This is a genomic window from Cohnella nanjingensis (assembly GCF_014212125.1).
GTDB classification, from domain to species: domain Bacteria; phylum Bacillota; class Bacilli; order Paenibacillales; family Paenibacillaceae; genus Cohnella; species Cohnella nanjingensis.
The window spans coordinates 1-18,238 of sequence record NZ_JACJVP010000070.1 but is presented as its reverse complement, the minus strand read 5'-3'; the positions used below and the strand labels follow the sequence as shown (position 1 = coordinate 18,238).

The following is an 18,238-nucleotide window of genomic DNA, read 5'->3' as shown; positions in this document are numbered from 1 at the left end:
GGGCGGCGTGCCAGCATTGGATGAAGACCGGAAGAAATGGGTCGTGCGAGAAATCGAAACGTGGCGGCGAGGCAAGCTGCTGCCCGAGCAGTATTGCGACTTTCTGCAAAATCTGTACCTGGACGATCTGACCGACCGGCCGAAGGGCGCGTTCGGCGAAGCCGTCCGCCGGGTCGGCCAAGCGTCCGGCAAACAATGGCTGCTTGTCATTGTCATTTTTTCCTTGATCTGTCTGGTTGTACTTCATTTTAGCGCGTTTCCGGCGGCTTTGCAAATCGCCATCGCGGGCCTTGGCACGGCTGGTTTCGTCGGGCTCGGGGCCTGGTGGCGCGAGCGCCTGCCCGCCCGCGGTCTCCTCTTGATCGGGGCCGGCATGCTCTACTTGTTCGGGACGGGGATGGCGGTGCTGTCGATTCACGGCTGGACAAGCGGGACGGGTCCGATCGTGCTGCTGGCCCTGTCGTCGATCGTCTGGATCGGCTGCGGCATCGCGCTGCGGTTCGCCGTGCTGCATGGGCTCGGATGGCTGGGGATGATCGGACTGTATGGCTGGATGCTGTCCCGTCAGGTGCCGGATCCTTCCTGGCTCGAAGTGCAAGTGTTCTGGCTCCCCGCGGCGCTGCTGTTCGTCTGGCTGAGCTGGTTCACGCACGTCAAGCTCCGGGCCGCCGGCGCCGTGATGTTCGCGACGGCGCTGATCCTCTGGTTCATGCCCGAAGTCTACTCGGCGCTGCTGAATATCGACCGAGCCTGGATTCAACTGGAGTTTCTGGTTAAGATCGCGATAGCCGGCATCGGCATGTTCCGGCTGCGAAAACAATGGATGGAATGGGTTGCATAGAGATGACTGAAGCTAAAGAATACGCGGCGGGGCTGAAGCTGTCCCGCCGGCTCGCCGCATTGGCCGATTGGGTCCCGCAGGGGGCCAGGTTCGCCGATATCGGCACCGATCACGCGCTGCTGCCGGTCTACCTGGCCGCATCGGGGCGGATTGTCTTCGCGGTCGCGGGCGACGTTCACGCCGGTCCCGTCGAAGCGGCGCGGCGCCAGGTGTCTGCCGCCGGACTGACCGACATCGTCTCCGTCCGCCACGGCGATGGGCTGGCCGTCTTGACTCCCGGCGAAGTCGACACGGTCTGCATCGCCGGGATGGGCGGCTCCTTGATGGTCCGCCTGCTTGACGCCGCAGGGTCGCGCCTCCAGGGCGTGAGGACGCTGATCCTGTCGCCGCACGTCGCCGAGGACCAGGTGCGGCGCTGGCTCGCGGAGCATCAATACGTGCTCGAGCGGGAGCGGATCCTGATGGAGGACGGCGAGGCGTATACGCTGCTGCGGGCGCAATACGTCGCCGACGCCGCGGAAGCGGCCGATCGTAACGCCCGTCTGTACGACGCGGCCCTGCTCACCCCCTGTTATCCGGAGGTTCCGGAAGACCTGATGCAGACGATGGGACCGCTGCTGCTCCGCGAAGCCGACGAGACGTTCCGGGCGAAGTGGCGGGAGGAGCTGGCCAAGCGGGAGAAGATTCTCGCGCAGCTCCGACTCGGCCAGACGGCCGAAGCGGAAGAGAAGGCGCGGGCGTGGGAAGACACGTCCAGACGAATCGAGGAGGTGCTCGCATGTACGCACGCGGAGAAACGGTCGTTCAATTGATGGAGAGGCTGGCGCCGAAGCACTTTGCGGTACCGGACGACAAGATCGGGCTGCAGGTGGGCACGCTCCGCAAGGAGATGCGGCGGGTGCTCGTGGCGTTGGACGTGAATCCGGCGGTCGTCGCCGAAGCGGGCGAGCTTGGCGCGGAGCTCATCATCGCGCATCATGCCGTCATCTACCGGCCGCTCGCGCACTTGCAGACGGATACGCCGGCCGGCGCGCTCGCCGCCGATCTGCTGCGCCGGGATATCGCGGTCTACGTCGCGCATACGAACCTGGATACGGCCGAAGGCGGCATGAACGACTGGATGGCCGAGGCGCTGGAGCTCGAAGGGCGCGGCGTGTTGGAGGAAGTCCATACCGATCAGCTGTTCAAGCTGGCCGTATTCGTGCCGCGGACGCATCAGGAGACGGTCCGCAGCGCGCTGTTCGGCGCGGGGGCGGGCTGGATCGGCAATTACAGCCAATGCAGCTTCAACGTGGAAGGGACGGGAACGTTCCGGCCCGAGGAAGGGAGCGAGCCGTTCATCGGCCAAGCCGGCAAGCGGGAAAGCGTCGACGAAGTGCGGATCGAGACGGTCGTGCCGAACAGCGTCCGCAAGGCGGTCGTGCAGGCGATGCTCAAGGCCCACCCTTACGAAGAGGTCGCATACGACCTCTATCCGATGGATCTCAAAGGCCGTTCCTTCGGCTTGGGACGCGTAGGGATGCTGCCGGCGGCCGAGCCGCTTGACGCCTTCGCCGAACGGGTGAAGCGGGCGCTGAACGTCCCGTTCGTCCGTATTGTAGGAGATCCGGCGAAGCCGATCCGCAAGGTGGCCGTGCTGGGCGGCTCCGGGGCGCGCTACATTCGGCATGCGAAGTTCGCGGGCGCCGACGCGCTCGTGACGGGCGATATCGATTACCATAGCGCGCAGGACGCAGAAGCGGCGGGACTCGCGCTCGTCGACCCCGGCCACAACGCGGAGAAGATCATGAAGCCGAAGGTGGCGGAATGGCTGCAGGCGCGGCTGCGGGAGAAGGGCTACGAGACCGAGGTATTCGCCTCCGGGATCGATACCGAGCCGTTCCGGCTGCGGTAACGGCGTAAGATTTCGGTCGGCCGATTCGCCGTGCTGCCGATCCGCGTCTCCAACCATTGCCGTTTGTGTTCCTTGTCGATTCGCGTTATACTATACGTTGCAGATCGGAAAGTTCGACAGACAATCGCTGGCGGCTTCGCGCCGCGAGAGGAAAGTCCGGGCTCCACAGGGCAGGATGCTGGATAACGTCCAGTCAGCGCGAGCTGAAGGATAGTGCCACAGAAATGGACCGCCGATGGCCGCTCGCGAGAGCGGATCAGGCAAGGATGGAACCGTGGTGTAAGAGACCACGAGGGGCACTGGCGACTTTGCCCCTGGTAAACCCCATCTGGAGCAAGACCGAAGAGGAACGCAGCGGCTCTCGAGGCCGCAGCCCTAGCCCGGGGCGCGTTCGGGTTGGTCGCTTGAGCCGTGCGGCAACGTACGGCCTAGAAAGATGATTGTCGCTTCCATCCGTGGGAGGACCGCCAGGTCCGCGACGACCACCGGAAGTACAGAACCCGGCTTACGGCGAGCTTTCCGTACTTGCCCAAAACCCGCGAAGCGCAGCTTGGCGGGTTTTGGGCATTTTTGAACGATTCCGACAGCACCGGCGGACCTCCATGCCGATCGGAACCGACTTCGATCAAGCAGGATTGTACTTAGCCCGCCCGGCTTGCTAATATAGACTGGACAGGAGGTGATCGACATGAGCGAGCAAGGAAGCGGCCATGATCATGCCGCGCACGCGCAGAGCCCGTCCGAGACGATTCAGGATATGTTGAACGCGATGAACCAGGCCGGATGGCGCATCACGGACCAGCGGCGGACGCTGGCCCGGATCTTCGCCGCTACGGACGGCTATCTGTCGCCGAAGGACGTCTACGATCAACTATCCGTCAAATATCCGAGCGTCAGCTTTAACACCGTCTACCGCAACTTGCGGATGCTGAGCGACATGGGCGTGCTTGAGCAATTTTATTTTATGGACGGCGGCTTGAAGTTCAAGGCGAACTGCATCAAGCATCACCATCATCATCTCATCTGCACGAACTGCGAGAAGACGCTCACGTTCGACTATTGCCCGATGAAGGAATCGCTCGATCTGCCGGGACGCTATCGGATCTTGAATCATCGTTTCGAGATTTACGGCGTATGCGAGCAATGCCAGCAAGATCCGTCCGCCAAGGAAATTTAAAAGACCTCGGCGCCGCTCCGGGAATCCGCAAGGATGCCGGGCGGCGTTTTTTTTGAGGCTGGCGGCTTGACGGACGGAATGTTCGTTGCTATATTGTTAAAGTGTAAAGATTACGATTAATGCAAAACCTTTTCGAAAAACGGACGGCGGATCTTTGCGGCAAGCGAAGCGCTATTGGGCGCTTTCCATTTCTATGATCCATTATAGTAATTATTACGATTGGTTGAAAGGAGGCTCAAAGATGTCATTGATGAGCTTGGACAACGTCCGATTCGGGTATGGCAGCTTCCCAACCTTGGAACGGGTAAGCCTCGACGTTCTGCCAGGCGAACTCGTCGCGGTCGCCGGCCCGAACGGCGCCGCGAAGACGACGCTGCTGAAGCTGATGCTTGGTCTGCTGAAACCCTGGGAGGGAGACGTTCGGATCGCCTCGCGCGGCAAGGCGGGCAAGCGGCTCGTCGTCGGCTACGTGCCCCAGCAGCTGGCGGCGTTCAACAGCGCCTTTCCGAGCACGGTGCTCGAATTCGTGCGCTCCGGCCGTCACGCGGGCGGCGCCTGGTTCCGCAGGCTGCGGGAGGAGGATCGGGCCGCGACCGAACTAGCGCTTCGCCAGGTCGGCATGTGGGAACAGCGGGGCCGCCGGATCGGAGTACTGTCGGGCGGGCAGAAGCAGCGCATCTGCATCGCCCGCGCCCTCGCGATGGAGCCGGATCTGCTCGCGCTCGACGAGCCGACGGCCGGCATGGACCCGGAGAGCCGGGCCGGCTTCTACGCGCTCATGCGGGAGGAGACGAAGACGCGCGGGCGGGCGATCGTGATGGTCACGCACGAATTGAACGAAGCCTATCCGTACGCGGACCGCGTCGTGGTGCTGGAGCGGCTGGAGAACGGAGGGATGCGATGCTGCACTACGACTTCATGCAGCGGGCATTTTGCGCCGGCGCTCTCCTAGCGCTCGCGGCTTCCTCGCTGGGCGTCTACCTGATGCTGCGAAGGCAGGCGCTCATGGCCGACATGCTCTCCCACGTCTCTCTCGCGGGGATTGCCGGCGGCGCCTATCTGCACGTGAATCCGACGGTTGCCGGCTTCGTCGTGGCGATCGCGGGCGCGGTCGCCGTCGAATACGTGAGACGCGCGTACCGGACGTTCAGCGAGATCTCGGTCGCGATCATCATGGTCGGCGGCCTGTCGAGCGCCGTCATCCTCATGAGCTTAGCGGGGAACGTCAACAAGAGCTTCTCGTCTTACCTGTTCGGCTCCTTGGTGGCGGTGAACCGAACGGAGCTAACGCTCATGCTCGGCGTCGCGGCCCTCGCGGCCGTGTTTTTCCTCGTTTGCCGGCGGGCGCTGTACCAGATGACCTTCGACGAGGAGACGGCGCAGACGAGCGGCGTTCCCGTCCGGTGGCTGTCGCTGGCGTTCAGCGTCGTCACCGGCATGGTCGTGGCCGCCGCGATGCCGATCGTGGGCGTGCTGCTCGTCTCGGCGCTCATCATCCTGCCGGCCGCGCTCGCCATTCGAATCGCATCCGGTTTCACCGCTGCGCTCGTCCTGGCCATGCTTTTCGGCCTGACCGGCGTCTGGTCCGGACTGGCGGCTTCCTTCGCGCTCAGCACGCCGCCGGGCGGCACGATCGCCTTGATTCTGCTGGTCTTCCTCGTCGTCGGCATCGCCGCGCGGAAGCTCGCGACCATGCTGGGCAAGCGCAGAACGTCCGTCCGCGAGGCGTCGGAGCAACCGCCCCTCAACGAAGCGCGGTATTCGAACCCATCCCTATCTACGCATGAATCAGGAGGATCTTAACGAATGCGAACCAAACATTTGACTCTGACGGCGGCTGTAGCCGCCCTCGCGCTGCTGCTGTCCGGCTGCGGCGGCACATCCGGCGGGACCGCGCAAACGGGCAATCCGGCAAGCCCGGTTTCCGGCGCCTCCGAAGGCGCGTCCGCTCCGACGGCCGCCGGCGGGAAGAAGCTACAGGCGGTAGCTTCGTTCTATCCGATGTACGAATTCAGCAAGCAGGTGGCGGGGGACCGTGCCGACGTCACCCTGCTCATCCCCGCCGGCACCGAACCGCATGACTGGGAGCCGAGCGCCAAGGATATGGTCCGATTGTCGGAAGCGGACGTCTTCGTCTACAACGGCCTTGTCGAAGGCTGGGCGGAGCAGGCGCTGGAGAGCGCCGCGAACGGCAAGCGCGTCGCGGTGAAGGCTAGCGACGGCATCGCTCTCCAAGAGGGCTTAGCGGATGAAGAGGAGGAGGGAGGCCATGCGCACGACGCTTCGGCGGACGGTCATGCGCAGGATCCGCACGTCTGGCTCGATCCCGTGTTGGCGCAGCGGGAGGTGACGAATATCGCCGCCGCCTTCGCCGAGGCCGATCCCGATCACAAGGCGGATTACCAGGCGAACGCCGACGCCTACATCGCGAAGCTGAAGGCGCTGGACCGTGACTATCGAGAGGGGCTTAAAGACGCGAAGCGCAAAGACTTCGTGACGCAGCACGCAGCGTTCGGCTATCTGGCGAAGCAATACGGCTTGACCCAAGTGCCAATCGCCGGATTGTCGCCCGAACAGGAGCCCGCGCCGGATCGCATGGCCGAAGTCGTGAAGACCGTCCGGGCGCAGCAGATCCGGACGATTTTCTTCGAGACGCTGGTCGATCCGAAGATCGCGCAGACGATCGCGGACGAGACCGGCGCCAAGACGGCCGTCCTGAACCCGCTGGAAGGTCTGACGGACGACGAGAGGAAGCAGGGGCTCGACTATATCGCCGTGATGGAGAGCAATCTGGCCGCGCTGCGCCAAGCGCTAAACGAATAGAGGCGGATAGGAAGGCGACAGGACAGGCGGCGCCCGTCGTTTTCCTCCGCGCGCATACAACAATAGAAGGAGTGAGTCGAAGCCATGACGAAGAAACTGCCGGTAACGGTGCTGAGCGGGTATCTCGGCGCGGGAAAAACGACGGTCCTCAACTATGTCTTGAACAACCGGAACGGGTTGAAGGTCGCGGTGATCGTGAACGATCTGAGCGAGGTGAACATCGACGCGGCGCTGGTCAGGGACGGAGGGGGGCTGTCGCGCACGAACGAGAAGCTGGTCGAGATGTCGAACGGCTGCATCTGCTGCACGCTTCGGGAGGATCTGCTGCGGGAGGTGGAGCGGCTCGCCAAAGAAGACCGATTCGACTACATCCTGATCGAATCGACCGGCGTAGGGGAGCCTGTTCCCGTCGCCCAGACGTTCAGCTATATCGACGAGACGCTCGATATCGACCTGACCCGCTTTTGCCGCTTGGACACGATGGTGACCGTCGTGGACGCCTATCGCTTCTGGCACGATTTCTCGTCCGGCGACACGCTCCTCGAGCGCAGCCAAGCGGTCGGGGAGGAGGATACGCGCCATGTCGTCGATCTCTTGATCGATCAGATCGAGTTCTGCGACGTACTGCTTTTGAATAAGTGCGACCTCCTAGGCGAGGAGGAGCTGGACGAGCTGGAAGGCGTTCTGCGCGCGCTGCAACCGCGGGCACGCCTCATAAGGACTACGCGCGGCGCGGTCGAGCCGTCCGCCATCCTGAACACGGGGCTGTTCGACTTCGACGAAGCGAGCGCATCCGCGGGATGGAAGCGCGAGATGGAAAAGCCCGCGCATACGCCGGAGACCGAGGAGTACGGCATCTCGTCTTTTGTCTACCAGCGGGTACGGCCGTTCCATCCGGAGCGGCTCATGGACTGGATGTCGCAATGGCCGGCGGAAGTCGTCCGCGCGAAGGGCATCCTGTGGCTCGCGACGCGCGAGAAGATGGCCCAGAGCTTCAGCCAGGCCGGTCCGTCGATCCAAGTGGGGCCGGCGGGTCTCTGGGCGGCCGCGCTGCCGTCCTGGGAGCGGGAATCGCTGCTGCGCGATGAGCCGGAGCTGCGGGAAGCTTGGCACCCGGACTACGGGGATCGCGTCAACAAGGTCGTTCTGATCGGCATCGAGATGGACCGGCCGAAGCTGGAAGCCGAGCTGGACGCATGCCTGCTGAGCGAAGAAGAGCTGACCGCCGATTGGCGTACGCTGGCCGACCCGTTCCCGGCGGGCGCGGACGAATGGGCGAGCGAAGTCACGGGATGATGCGTTGGCAAGAGGAGAAGGAATAGAAGTAGAGGCGGTAGCGCAAGCGCAAATAAAAGCGGAAGAGGAAACCGAAACGGAAGCCTGCGCAAAGGCATGCGCAGAGGCACGCTAAGGAGAAAGATGCATGGGCAGGAGCAGTTGAAGATGGCAAATAAGGAGAAGGAGCAACCGCCGGGCGAGCCGGATGGCCTGCTCCTTTTTCACGTCCGCGTATGCGATTCGGCGGCTCCTCTTGCACGTTCCTTCGCGCGCGAAGGCTCCGTTTGAATCCGTCACGCACCATTAGCGTCCGGAATGAGGAAATTCGGACGCGGATACGATACAATGAGAAGCGGATATTCAATGAGAGTGGAGCGTGCAGATAGATGAGCGAATTCGAAAAGCAATTGCAGCGTTACGCCAAACTGATCGTCCATGTGGGGGTGAACGTACAGCCGGGGCAAGAGGTATTCATCTCCAGCCAGATCGAAACGGCGCCGCTCGCGCGAATCGTGGTCGCGGAAGCTTATGAAGCGGGAGCCAGCAACGTTCATGTCGATTGGCTGGACGATACGGTGACGCGCCTGCGGTACGAACGGGCGGCGGACGACGTCTTCCGGGTCTTCCCCGCATGGGAGACGGCCAAGCGCAACGCCCTCGTCGAGCGGGAAGCCTGCTTCATCTCGTTCGTCTCGTCGAATCCCGATCTTCTGAAAGGCATCGATCCCGAGCGGATCGGCAACTATCAGAAAGCCGCTGGCGCGGGACTGGAGCTTTTCCGGAGAGCGGTTCAGTCCGATCAGGTCAGCTGGTCGGTCGTTGCCGCGCCTTCCCGGGCATGGGCGGCGAAAGTATTCCCCGACGTGTCCGTCGACGAGGCGGTCGACCGGCTCTGGCAGGCGATCTTCGACGCGGTGAGGCTGCGGGCGGAGGATCCGGTCGAAGCTTGGCGCCGGCACAACGACACGCTGCATGCGAAGGTAGATGTCTTGAACGCCAACAACTTCCAGAAGCTGCACTACCGGGCGCCGGGCACCGATCTCGCGATCGAGCTGCACGAGAAGCATCGGTGGGTCGGCGCCTCCAGCGAGCGTCCGAACGGCGTGCCGTTCATGGCAAACCTGCCGACCGAGGAAGTGTTCACGGTGCCGCTGAAGGACGGTGTGAACGGCTACGTATCGAGTACGAAGCCGCTCAGCTACGGCGGCAATCTCATCGACGGCTTCAAGATCACGTTCGCGAACGGCCGGATCGAGCGGGTCGAGGCCGAGCAAGGGCAGGCGATCTTGGAAAAGCTGGTGGAAGCCGACGAAGGCTCGCACTATCTCGGAGAAGTGGCGCTGGTGCCGCACCGGTCTCCGATATCGGAATCGAACATCCTGTTCTACAATACGCTGTTCGACGAGAACGCCTCGAACCATCTAGCCATCGGCAGCGGCTACGCCTTTAATATCGAAGGCGGCAAGACGATGTCTCCCGAGCAGTTGGCGGCTCACGGCGTCAACGCCAGCGTGACGCACGTCGACTTCATGATCGGCTCGGCCGAGATGGACATCGACGGAATCCGGCGCGACGGGACGGTCGTGCCGATTTTCCGGGCCGGCAATTGGGCGATCTGAACGCCCGTCCGGGCAAGATTAGGCCCATACCAAAAGGGAGCGCCCCAGTCCGATATGGACGGGGCGCTCCTTTTTGGTGGCGAGCGATTCGAGTCGGCGCATTAGCCTTCAATCTCATCGGCTTCCGCATCCGCGCCTTCCGTCTGCCGGTCCCAGCGGCGGCCGAAGACGAGCAGAAGCGAAATCAGAAGGAAGGCGACGAGCGCCAAGAACGGAATCGTGATGAAGCCGAACCAGTCCAGGTAGTCCTCGTTGCACGGCACGCCGACCGTGCAAGGGAGAAGCTTGGCGAGGCCCGGGATCTGCTGCTCTCCGTAGTGGTACAGGGAGAACAAGCCGCCGATGACGGCCAGCGGCAGCGCGTAGCCGACGATGCCGCGGTCGTCCTTGATGGCCGCCCGGCCGAGCAGCAGCACGAGCGGATACATGAAGATCCGCTGCAGCCAGCACAGCTTGCAGGGCGCATAAGCCATCACTTCGCTCAGGAACAAGCTGCCGCCGGTGGCAACGAGGGAGACGACCCAAGCGAGATAGAGATAGTTGGAGCGAATGAGAGCACGCACGGGAGTCCCTCCGTCAGCCTTTGTTTTCTTCGAGCGCCTTCTCGATTTCTTTTTTCAGGTTCGCGTATTGCAACGCCTGGTTGTCGGTGAGCTTCTTGCCGTTGATGAAGATGCTCGGCGTGCCGCCCAGCTTCAGCTTGTTGCGGGCGAGCTTGTCCTGCGCGTTGACCTCGTCCTTGTAGGTCTCGTTGTCGATGTCCTGCTTCAGCTTGTCGTAATCGAGCTTGAGACCGAGATCCTTGGCCAGCTTCACGAAATAGTCGGAAGTCGCCCAGGGGACCCCCTCATCGCCTTGGTTTTTGTAGACCGCGTCGTAGAACTTCCAGTATTCCTCGTTGCTCTGATGGAAGACGGCTTGTCCGGCGAGCGCGGCGGTGTAGGAATCCGGCGCGATGATCATGAAGTTCATGAAGGACAGCGAAGCTTTGCCGGTATCGATGAAGTCCTTTTGCAGCTGGGGCTCGATCTCTTGGCTGAACATTTTGCAGGTGATGCATTTGTAGTCGCCGAATTCCACGATTTTGACGGGCGCGTTCGACTGCCCCAGCGTCGGCAGCTTTTCGTATTCGAAGCTGGCCGGCTTGGCTTCGGGCTTGAAGACGACGACCAACACGATGAGGGCGACGAAGGCGACGACGGTCGACCAGACCCAGATTCGCGTTTGCCGCTGCTTCCGCTGCGCTTGGATTTGTTTTTTAACCCGATCTTCGGCTTTGCGCTGTGATTTTTGCAATCGATTTTCCCCCTACCTGGCTAATGTTGCGCGACGCTTTCAACTTTCTATTGTAAAGGTAATTGCTTAAAAAAGCATGAGATTCGGGAAGGATTGTATGACAAAAAAGCAAATTAGGGGTACGACACATGAGGCTCGCAGAGGCGAAGATGCGCAATGTGACGTGCGGGGTACGACACATTAGGCTCGCAGAGGCGAAGACGCGTAAAGTGGCGTGCGGGGTACGACACATTTGGCTCGCAGAGGGGAAGACGCACAATGTGGCGTACGGGGTACGACACATTTGGCTCGCAGAGGGGAAGACGCGCAATGTGACGTACGGGGTACGACACATTTGGCTCGCAGAGGGGAAGACGCGCAATGTGACGTACGGGGTACGACACATTAGGCTCGCAGAGGCGAAGGCGCGCAATGTGACGTACGGGGTACGACACATTAGGCCCGCAGGAGGCGAAGACGCGCAATGTGACGTACTGGGTACGACACATTAGGCCCGCAGGAGGCGAAGACGCGCAATGTGACGTACGGGGTACGACACATTTGGCTCGCAGGGGCGAAGACGCGCAATGTGACGTACGGGGTACGACACATTAGGCCCGCAGGAGGCGAAGACGCGCAATGTGACGTACGGGGTACGACACATTTGGCTCGCAGAGGCGAAGGCGCGCAAAGAGGCTGTCCCATCGGTCTTCGACCTTCCGGGACAGCCTCGTGTTCGCGACCGAGCCTCAACGCTTGCCGAGGAAGGAGGAGAGCAGCTGCTGCAGCCGGTCGAGCAGCCGCGCCGTGAGCAGCTTCGTCTCCGCGCCGGCGGCCTTGCTGGCTTCCGCCGCGCCGGAAGGCGCGGAAGCCGGCGCGCTAACGGCTCCGCCGCCCGCCGCCGACACGGCCGCCCGGACGTCGATCTGCCCGTAGCCGAAGTCGTTGTCTTTGCCGGCGGCTCCCAGATCCTTGGCCGTCTTGCGCATCAATTCGGCGACGTTGACGTTGGTCATCTGCGGATTGGCCGCGCGGATGAGGGAGGCGAGCGCCGAGACATGGGGACTGGCCATCGAGGTGCCGGAGAGCGCCGCATAGCGGCTGCCGGGATAGGTGCTGGCGATCTGGGTGCCGGGCGCGGCGACGTCGATATAGCTTCCGTAGTTGGAGTAAGCCGCCCGGGCTTCGTCCGGGTCCGTCGCGCCGACCGCGATGACTTCGGGATAGGCGGCCGGATAGCCCGGGCGATCCGTGTTGTCGTTCCCGCTGGCGGCGACGACGACGACGCCTTGGTCGTAGGCGTACTTGATCGCATCATGCAGGAACTGCGCTTGGGCGTAGTTGCCGAGGCTGAGGTTGATGACCTGCGCGCCGTGGTCGGTCGCCCAGATGATCCCTTCGGCGACCGAATACGTCGTCCCTGCGCCGGTGCTGTCCAGCGCCTTGACAGGCATGATCTTCGTATACCAGGTCATGCCGGCCACGCCTTCGTGATTGTTCACCTCCGCGGCGATGATGCCGGCCACGTGCGTCCCATGGCCGACATCGTCGTTGGGCGGGGCGGACGGATCGACGATATTCGTGCCGTCTACGAGCCGGCCCTGCAAGTCGGGGTGGTCGAGCTGAACGCCGGTATCCACAACGGCCACGACGACGTCCCGGTTCCCTTTCGTAACCCGCCAGCCCTGTTCGGTCGCGATCTCGGGCAGATTCCATTGGTATTTGCTGTACAGCGTATCGTTCGGCACGAGGTCGGCCGGAGGCGGCGCGGCTTTGGCGCTCAACCGCGGCGCCGCGGCCGGCTTCATCCCGTTCGTGAGATACAAGTAATGCGGTTCCGCGAACACCGGGTTCCATTTGTTGCGGAAGTAGACGATCAGTTGCTCGGTCTTGTAGCGCTTGGACCGGAACAGATAGATGTGGCCCCGGTGGCGCCGGACGACCGTCAACTGAAGCTCCTTGCGCAGGCGGAGCAGCTCGCTTGCGGTCAGCGCCCGCCGGAATTTGACGACGACTTCGTCGATGGCATAATGGCTGGCGTTGCCGTTGTCCTCGCCGTTGGTCACGGTCGTATCCTTTAGCGTGTTCGGCTTCACGGACTCGATCCGATAGCGGCCCTCGGACGGGTAAGGCACAAGACGCAGGTTGCGGAGCTGGTGCTTCTCCACTTGGCTGACGATATCCTCGCGGATGAGCGCCGCGATGCCCTCGCCGGGACGGTCGCCGGGCTCGGCCAGAACGAAGTACCGCTTGCCCTTCAGCTCGAAGGAGGGCGACTCGTAGCCGGCTCCCTTCTTCAAGGCTTCGCGTCCGCGCGCCCATGCGCCGTCTCCGGCTTGCCGCAGCCCGTCCGGAACCGTGCCGGCGGTGACGGTCTTCTCGCCTTCCCGCCACTCGAGCGCTTGGAAGTGCGGGTGCGCCTGCGCCATCTGGCGGAGCGTCCGGCCGCGCCGGTCGCTATCGGTCGCCGATAGGGCATGCGCGCCGTGAAGCAGCGCCCCGACGTCTTGCTTGCATTCGATGCGGCAGAGCTGCGCGGTCGCGTCCATGTCTCTTTGCAGGCTGAGGCGCTTGTCGTGCGCTTCGTGCTTCGCGGACAGCGCGCGCGGGGCAACCGCCGCGGGCGGAGAGGGCGACGCTTGGGGCGCCGGCTTCTGCGGGACGATCAGCGGAAAGACCATCAGGGTAACGGCGGCGGTGAACAACAGTCCTAGCAGCGCGAAACGGCGCATGGGGAATTCGGCCTCCTTCGGATAATCGGCTTCGTCGAGCGGCGATCGTCTTCTTAGAGTGAGGCGCGAAGGGAAAAATATACGGAAGAATTGCCCCCCTGCCAGTACCGTTTCCATCCGATTTATGGTACGATGGGTCTGTCGCGTACCTATGGCCTTGTGCTCGCAAATGCACACGGAAGCCGGTACGCCTATGTATGTGTACAAGGGAAAGGGGAAAGCCACCGATGCCATCCGCCAACGTGAAGGCGCTAGCCGAGTCCAGCCGCGAGAAATTAAAAGCGGCCATCGACGAACTTGAAACATTCCTGAACGGACACGCGCTACCGCAGTTGGTTGAACCAGACCATGCCGAATCCGCTACATTCTACGCCGGACTGCTGTCCGATCTTCGCCAGCTGCTTGTGTTCTCCGAGGTCTCTTACGAGAAGCTGGGAGCGCTGCTCCGCCGTCCGAACTTCGACGGGGAAGCGGCCGAACGCTCGCTTTACGAAGTCTATCATCATTGCGTCAACGCCTTCTTCTACCCGAAGAACGAGGGCTATTCGGAAGACGGACGCTACGCCTATACGGGGCAGGACGCCATTCGCTTCCGTGCGAAGCCCGTTCGCGTCGCGCGCGATCTCGTGCTCCAGGTGTCGCGCGTTTACGAAGAGCTGCGGGACGATCTCTCCTACTATGAGAGCGAGTACCTGACGCAGCGCAGACTGCAATCCAAATAATCGACCTATCATCGAGATTCGGGGACCTGCGCGTTCCCTGCAACCCCCACCCTCCGATTCGTATAGACGCCTTTAAGGGGCGCACACTACGGATCGGGGGGTGATTGCTTTTATGCCAAACGGCGTCGCATGCAGCGTGAGCAATTGTTCGTTCTGGGGCGAAGGCAACCGGTGCGCCGCGCAGGAGATCGCCATCGAGATCGATGCCCATGCCAAGCGCAATCTGAACGAGGAGTTCGCGGACGAATCGTTCGAGGCGCATCAGGATCAGGCATCCAGCTCCAAGGCGACCTGCTGCCTGACGTTCCGGCCGAAGGAAGAACGCCAGTAATTGTCGACGGGACTGGTCGAATGGCCGTACATGTTGTACAATGAACCTAATCATGTACAACTTTCCAGGAGCGATCAGCCTTCATGACAGTGATGAACTCGGCAGCCGCAGCTTCCATTGATCCTCGGGTCCTCAAGCAATTGTTGCTCGCGCAATGGACGGCGGGCGCGAACCCGCTGGATAGCGACGCTTCTTCGATCTCCTCCGCGGGAGATTCGGGAGACAACCTGTTCAGCCAGATGCTCTCGCAATTATTGAATCCGACCTTTTCGGCTACTACTTCGCTTTACGATATGTCGACCGATTCCTCGAGCTATAGCGGACTGGGTTCCCTCGGCGGCTTGTCCGCGTTGACCGGTTCGGGCAATACCGGATTAAGCGCACCCGGCAGCTTGTCCGCCTGGAGCGCGCTTCAACCGTATGCTTCCGGCCTGTCGTCAGACGGCCATGCTTCGACTTCGGCCTACGACGATCTGATCGTCGCCGCCGCCTCGCGCTACGGCATCGATCCGGCGCTGATCAAGGGCGTCGTCCAGACCGAATCCGGCTTCCGGCCGGATGCCGGTTCCTCGGCCGGGGCAAAGGGCTTGATGCAGCTCATGGACGGCACCGCGCGCGGGCTCGGCGTCTCGGACGTATACGACCCGCAGCAGAACATCGACGGAGGCAGCCGCTACTTGTCCTATCTCATGCGGAAGTACGACGGCAACGAGATGACCGCGTTGGCCGCTTATAATGCCGGACCGGGCAGGGTAGACCGGCTTGGCCTGTACACGAACGAAGACGTGGCCGCCCGGTTGTCCGAATTGCCCGAAGAGACGCAGGGCTATATCCGCAAAGTGCTGAGCGCCCGAAGTCATTGGGCAGCTTCGTTATAAGGCGCCCCGATTAGGGCGATAACTGGTACGGCAAGGGGATCAAGGCGGGCGCAGCTGCCCGCCGTTGATCTTTTTCTTTTGGAATTCGGTCTATCGGGGAAGACGGCGAAGCCGTGCTGCCGGTAGACGGTAGATTGACCGTTGGGAGAAGGAGGAATCATCATCTTGAAGACGTTGTATTTCGACCATTGCGCCTCCACGCCTCCGCTGGAATCGGTCGTGCGCACGGTCGGCGAATTGATGACGCTTCACTACGCGAACTCGGGCGCGCTGCACCGGGCCGGCGCGGAAGCGCTGAAGCTCGTGGAGCGCGCGCGGACGGCCGTCGGGAGCGTATTCGGGGCCAAGCCCGGCGAAGTCGTGTTCACTTCGGGCGGAACGGAGAGCAACAATCTCGCGATCAAAGGCGCGATCGCCCATAGCGGCAAGGCGTCCAAGCATATCGTCACGACGGCGATCGAGCACGCTTCGGTCTACAACTGTGCGAAGCAGCTGGAAGTTTCGGGGGTCCGGGTGACTTATCTGCCGGCCAACGAACAGGGGGTCGTCTCCGCCTGGGACGTAGCCGCGGCGATCGCCGAGGATACCGTGCTGGTCAGCGTGATGCATGTGAACAACGAGACGGGCGCGATCCAGCCGATCGAGGAGATCGGCCGCCTGCTCGCGAACTACCCGCAGGTGCGGTTCCACGTGGACGGCGTGCAGGCGATCGGCAAGGTGCCCGTGCGATGGCGCGAATGGGGGATCGACCTGTACGCCGCTTCGGCCCATAAGTTCCAGGGTCCGAAGGGCGTCGGCTTTCTCCTCGTGCGGGAAGGGCTCGAGCTGTCGCCGCTGCTGGCCGGAGGCGGACAGGAGGACGGCGCGCGGAGCGGCACCCACAACTTGCCGGGGATCGTGGCAGCCGCGCAGGCGCTGCGCATCGCCGCGGAGACGATGTCCGCGCGCAGGGAACGCATGTATGCGCTGCGCAGCCGGCTGATCGGCCATATCCGGGAGATACCGGAGCTTCATCTGAACGGCTCCGCGTCCGAGACGGCGTCCGCGCCGCAGATCGTGAATGTCTCGTACCCCGGCATGCGCCCCGAGGTTATCGTGCACATGCTGGAGAAGCAGGACGTGCTCGTCTCGACGCAGTCGGCCTGCTCCTCCAAGAGCCTGAAGCCGAGCCGCGTGCTGCTCGCGATGGGCATGGAGGCGCACCGCGCCTCGGGCAGCATCCGCATCAGCTTCGGCGACGAGCACGGAGAAGCCGAGATCGATATGCTGGCAGAGCGGCTGCGGAAGGCCGTCGCCGAACTGAAGCCACTGGAGAGGACTTAAACGATCATGTATTACGACTATATGCTAGTCCGACTGGGCGAGCTCACGATCAAAGGCCGCAACCGCGGCAAATTCGAGAACCTGATGCTCGCCAAGATCAAGCAGGCGTTGACGGCGTACGAGAGGCTTACTTACGAGAAATCGTACGGCCGGGTGTACATCACCTTGAACGGCGAAGACGCGGACGGCGTCTCGGCCGCGCTGCGGGACGTGTTCGGAATCGGATCCTTCAGTCCGGCCGTCCGCGCGGCGAACGAGCTCGGCGCCATTCGCGAGGCGGCGCTGGCCGTCATGAACGCGCACCGGCCGGCGCCGGCGACGTTCAAGATGACGGTGAAGCGGGCCTGGAAGGAATTCCCCCACGTCTCGCAGGAGATGAACCATCTGGTCGGCGCGCACGTCCTGCGCAACACGCCCGCGCTCAAAGTGAACATCCGCGAACCCGACGTCGAGCTGAAAGTGGATATTCAGCCGCAGGGCACGTTCGTGTACTGCACGGTCGTGCCGGGGGCCGGCGGCTTCCCGCTCGGCATGAACGGCAAAGCGATGCTCCTGCTCTCGGGCGGGATCGACAGCCCGGTGGCGGGCTGGATGGCCATGCGCAAAGGACTGGAGATCGAAGCGATTCATTTCCACAGCTATCCGTTCACGAGCGAGCAGGCGACGGAGAAGGTCGTCACGCTGACGCAGCGGCTCGCCCACTACGGGGGGCGAATCAAGCTGCATCTCGTTCCGTTCACGGAGCTGCAGACGCGGCTGGCGCAGAGCAAGCAAGATCATCTCATCATCACGCTGATGCGCCGGGCGATGCTGCGGATCGCTCAGAAGCTCGCCGAGCAGCGGGGGGCGCTGGCGCTCGTGACGGGGGACAGCCTGGGACAAGTGGCGAGCCAGACGCTCGGCAGCATGAACGTGATCGGCCGGGAGATCGATCTGCCGCTGCTTCGGCCGTTGGTCATGATGGACAAGCAGGAGATTATCCGTTACGCGGAGCGGATCGGGACGTACGAGACGTCCATTCTTCCTTACGAGGATTGCTGCACGCTGTTCGTGCCGAAGTCGCCGGCGACGAATCCGAATCTGCGCGTCGTCGAGAGCGTCGAACACGAGCTCGGAGAAGAGCTGAATCGGCTGATTGAGGAGGCGGTCGCGGGGACCGAGCTGGTCGTCATGACCGCGCAAGGACGAGAAGGCGCGAGAAACGCGGAAGAGGACCGCTGGTTCTGAGGGTCGAAGGGCTGTCGACGGTTTCGGCGAATGTAGGTAGTTCAATTAACCTACATCGACGCGGTATCGGCGCTTTCACCGAATGTAGGTAGTTTAGTTCAATGGCATTGCATTAAAG

17 protein-coding genes and 1 other RNA gene are annotated in these 18,238 nt (G+C 62.6%); 15 read left to right on the top strand and 3 right to left on the bottom strand.

The window, feature by feature from the left end:
* The first annotated feature begins 7 nt into the window (after positions 1-7).
* The 10 genes from H7C19_RS32005 (at position 8) to H7C19_RS31960 (ending at position 9,632) form a co-directional block, all read left to right on the top strand.
* Positions 8-841 carry a hypothetical protein gene (locus H7C19_RS32005; RefSeq protein ID WP_185673149.1) on the top strand — a complete coding sequence of 278 codons (834 nt, stop codon included), beginning with the start codon at positions 8-10 and terminating at the stop codon, positions 839-841.
* A gap of 2 nt (positions 842-843) precedes the next feature.
* A complete protein-coding gene (locus tag H7C19_RS32000) occupies positions 844-1,653 on the top strand; it encodes a tRNA (adenine(22)-N(1))-methyltransferase (RefSeq protein WP_185673148.1) in 810 nt (269 codons plus the stop codon).
* Positions 1,620-2,735, top strand: a complete 1,116-nt coding sequence (locus tag H7C19_RS31995) for a Nif3-like dinuclear metal center hexameric protein (protein WP_185673147.1) — start codon at positions 1,620-1,622, stop codon at positions 2,733-2,735. The genes H7C19_RS32000 and H7C19_RS31995 overlap by 34 nt, the downstream gene beginning before the upstream one ends.
* A 108-nt stretch (positions 2,736-2,843) precedes the next feature.
* Positions 2,844-3,258: RNase P RNA component class A (gene rnpB / locus H7C19_RS31990), an RNA gene on the top strand.
* Positions 3,259-3,423: 165 nt separating this feature from the next.
* Positions 3,424-3,912, top strand: coding sequence for a Fur family transcriptional regulator (locus H7C19_RS31985; RefSeq protein WP_185673146.1), 489 nt, complete (start codon positions 3,424-3,426; stop codon positions 3,910-3,912).
* 241 nt (positions 3,913-4,153) lie between these two features.
* Positions 4,154-4,864 (top strand): metal ABC transporter ATP-binding protein, encoded by a 711-nt coding sequence (locus tag H7C19_RS31980; RefSeq protein WP_185673145.1) that lies wholly within the window; start codon positions 4,154-4,156, stop codon positions 4,862-4,864.
* Entirely contained in the window at positions 4,813-5,715 is a 903-nt protein-coding gene (locus H7C19_RS31975; RefSeq protein ID WP_185673144.1) for a metal ABC transporter permease, read from the top strand. The genes H7C19_RS31980 and H7C19_RS31975 overlap by 52 nt, the downstream gene beginning before the upstream one ends.
* 3 nt (positions 5,716-5,718) lie before the next feature.
* Positions 5,719-6,735 (top strand): metal ABC transporter substrate-binding protein, encoded by a 1,017-nt coding sequence (locus H7C19_RS31970; protein WP_185673143.1) that lies wholly within the window; start codon positions 5,719-5,721, stop codon positions 6,733-6,735.
* 84 nt (positions 6,736-6,819) lie between these two features.
* The gene (locus H7C19_RS31965) at positions 6,820-8,031 is read left to right on the top strand and encodes a GTP-binding protein (RefSeq protein WP_185673142.1); all 1,212 of its coding nucleotides are present in this window, start codon (positions 6,820-6,822) and stop codon (positions 8,029-8,031) included.
* 368 nt (positions 8,032-8,399) lie between these two features.
* On the top strand, positions 8,400-9,632 hold the full coding sequence (locus tag H7C19_RS31960) for an aminopeptidase (RefSeq protein WP_185673141.1): 1,233 nt from the start codon (positions 8,400-8,402) through the stop codon (positions 9,630-9,632).
* Positions 9,633-9,733: 101 nt separating this feature from the next.
* Here H7C19_RS31960 and H7C19_RS31955 read toward each other — a convergent pair whose 3' ends face one another.
* From H7C19_RS31955 to H7C19_RS31945, 3 genes are all read right to left on the bottom strand, one after another.
* A complete protein-coding gene (locus tag H7C19_RS31955; RefSeq protein WP_185673140.1) occupies positions 9,734-10,195 on the bottom strand; it encodes a disulfide oxidoreductase in 462 nt (153 codons plus the stop codon).
* Positions 10,196-10,208: 13 nt separating this feature from the next.
* Positions 10,209-10,928, bottom strand: a complete 720-nt coding sequence (locus H7C19_RS31950) for a DsbA family protein (protein ID WP_185673139.1) — start codon at positions 10,926-10,928, stop codon at positions 10,209-10,211.
* A gap of 728 nt (positions 10,929-11,656) precedes the next feature.
* Positions 11,657-13,639, bottom strand: coding sequence for a S8 family peptidase (locus H7C19_RS31945; RefSeq protein ID WP_185673138.1), 1,983 nt, complete (start codon positions 13,637-13,639; stop codon positions 11,657-11,659).
* Between the two features lie 227 nt (positions 13,640-13,866).
* Here H7C19_RS31945 and H7C19_RS31940 point away from each other — a divergent pair, with 227 nt between their 5' ends.
* From H7C19_RS31940 to thiI, 5 genes are all read left to right on the top strand, one after another.
* Positions 13,867-14,361 carry a DUF3907 family protein gene (locus H7C19_RS31940; protein ID WP_185673137.1) on the top strand — a complete coding sequence of 165 codons (495 nt, stop codon included), beginning with the start codon at positions 13,867-13,869 and terminating at the stop codon, positions 14,359-14,361.
* Between the two features lie 112 nt (positions 14,362-14,473).
* Positions 14,474-14,692, top strand: a complete 219-nt coding sequence (locus H7C19_RS31935; protein WP_185673136.1) for a DUF1540 domain-containing protein — start codon at positions 14,474-14,476, stop codon at positions 14,690-14,692.
* Positions 14,693-14,775: 83 nt separating this feature from the next.
* A complete protein-coding gene (locus H7C19_RS31930; protein WP_246470154.1) occupies positions 14,776-15,570 on the top strand; it encodes a lytic transglycosylase domain-containing protein in 795 nt (264 codons plus the stop codon).
* A 165-nt stretch (positions 15,571-15,735) separates the two neighbouring features.
* Positions 15,736-16,893 (top strand): cysteine desulfurase family protein, encoded by a 1,158-nt coding sequence (locus H7C19_RS31925; RefSeq protein WP_185673135.1) that lies wholly within the window; start codon positions 15,736-15,738, stop codon positions 16,891-16,893.
* Between the two features lie 6 nt (positions 16,894-16,899).
* Complete coding sequence (gene thiI / locus H7C19_RS31920) at positions 16,900-18,120, top strand: tRNA uracil 4-sulfurtransferase ThiI (protein WP_185673134.1); 1,221 nt, start codon at positions 16,900-16,902, stop codon at positions 18,118-18,120.
* The last annotated feature ends 118 nt before the right edge of the window (positions 18,121-18,238 follow it).

Bases quoted from the DNA above. Each gene is read 5' to 3' on its own strand.
- H7C19_RS31945 (WP_185673138.1), bottom strand. From the start codon at position 13,639: ATGCGCCGTTTCGCGCTGCTAGGACTGTTGTTCACCGCCGCCGTTACC.
- H7C19_RS31935 (WP_185673136.1), top strand. From the start codon at position 14,474: ATGCCAAACGGCGTCGCATGCAGCGTGAGCAATTGTTCGTTCTGGGGC.
- H7C19_RS31970 (WP_185673143.1), top strand. From the start codon at position 5,719: ATGCGAACCAAACATTTGACTCTGACGGCGGCTGTAGCCGCCCTCGCG.
- H7C19_RS31975 (WP_185673144.1), top strand. From the start codon at position 4,813: ATGCTGCACTACGACTTCATGCAGCGGGCATTTTGCGCCGGCGCTCTC.
- H7C19_RS32000 (WP_185673148.1), top strand. From the start codon at position 844: ATGACTGAAGCTAAAGAATACGCGGCGGGGCTGAAGCTGTCCCGCCGG.
- H7C19_RS31930 (WP_246470154.1), top strand. From the start codon at position 14,776: ATGACAGTGATGAACTCGGCAGCCGCAGCTTCCATTGATCCTCGGGTC.
- H7C19_RS31980 (WP_185673145.1), top strand. From the start codon at position 4,154: ATGTCATTGATGAGCTTGGACAACGTCCGATTCGGGTATGGCAGCTTC.
- H7C19_RS31960 (WP_185673141.1), top strand. From the start codon at position 8,400: ATGAGCGAATTCGAAAAGCAATTGCAGCGTTACGCCAAACTGATCGTC.
- thiI (WP_185673134.1), top strand. From the start codon at position 16,900: ATGTATTACGACTATATGCTAGTCCGACTGGGCGAGCTCACGATCAAA.
- H7C19_RS31965 (WP_185673142.1), top strand. From the start codon at position 6,820: ATGACGAAGAAACTGCCGGTAACGGTGCTGAGCGGGTATCTCGGCGCG.
- H7C19_RS31985 (WP_185673146.1), top strand. From the start codon at position 3,424: ATGAGCGAGCAAGGAAGCGGCCATGATCATGCCGCGCACGCGCAGAGC.
- H7C19_RS31940 (WP_185673137.1), top strand. From the start codon at position 13,867: ATGCCATCCGCCAACGTGAAGGCGCTAGCCGAGTCCAGCCGCGAGAAA.
- H7C19_RS31995 (WP_185673147.1), top strand. From the start codon at position 1,620: ATGTACGCACGCGGAGAAACGGTCGTTCAATTGATGGAGAGGCTGGCG.